The sequence below is a fragment of the Janthinobacterium lividum genome (genome assembly GCF_011601275.1).
GTDB lineage: Bacteria > Pseudomonadota > Gammaproteobacteria > Burkholderiales > Burkholderiaceae_D > Janthinobacterium > Janthinobacterium lividum_E.
The window spans coordinates 1-320 of sequence record NZ_JAAOLY010000071.1; the positions used below are offsets into that span (position 1 = coordinate 1).

2 tRNA genes are annotated in these 320 nt (G+C 48.1%); both read right to left on the reverse strand.

What is annotated here, in order from left to right:
* Positions 1 to 130 precede the first annotated feature (130 nt).
* Positions 131 to 206 (reverse strand) — tRNA-Ala (locus GYK42_RS28915).
* A gap of 19 nt (positions 207 to 225) precedes the next feature.
* A tRNA-Ile gene (locus GYK42_RS28920) sits at positions 226 to 302 on the reverse strand.
* Between the last annotated feature and the right edge of the window lie 18 nt (positions 303 to 320).

Below are 320 nucleotides of genomic sequence, written 5' to 3' on the forward strand. Positions count from 1 at the left end.
ACCTTTTACGGCAAACCGATCAATAAATAATCTTTACTTCTTCCAGATTGTTAAAGAACGAAACAGCTTTGATCGCTAAAAGATCAAACCTAAACCTAGCGGCTTACGTTTGCACTTTCGAGTAAAACTTTGGTGGAGGATGACGGGATCGAACCGACGACCCCCTGCTTGCAAAGCAGGTGCTCTCCCAGCTGAGCTAATCCCCCTGAGATTTTACTAATTAGCTGGTAGGGCTGGTTGGACTCGAACCAACGACCCCCGCGTTATCAACACGGTGCTCTAACCAGCTGAGCTACAGCCCCAACGCGGAACTACTACGA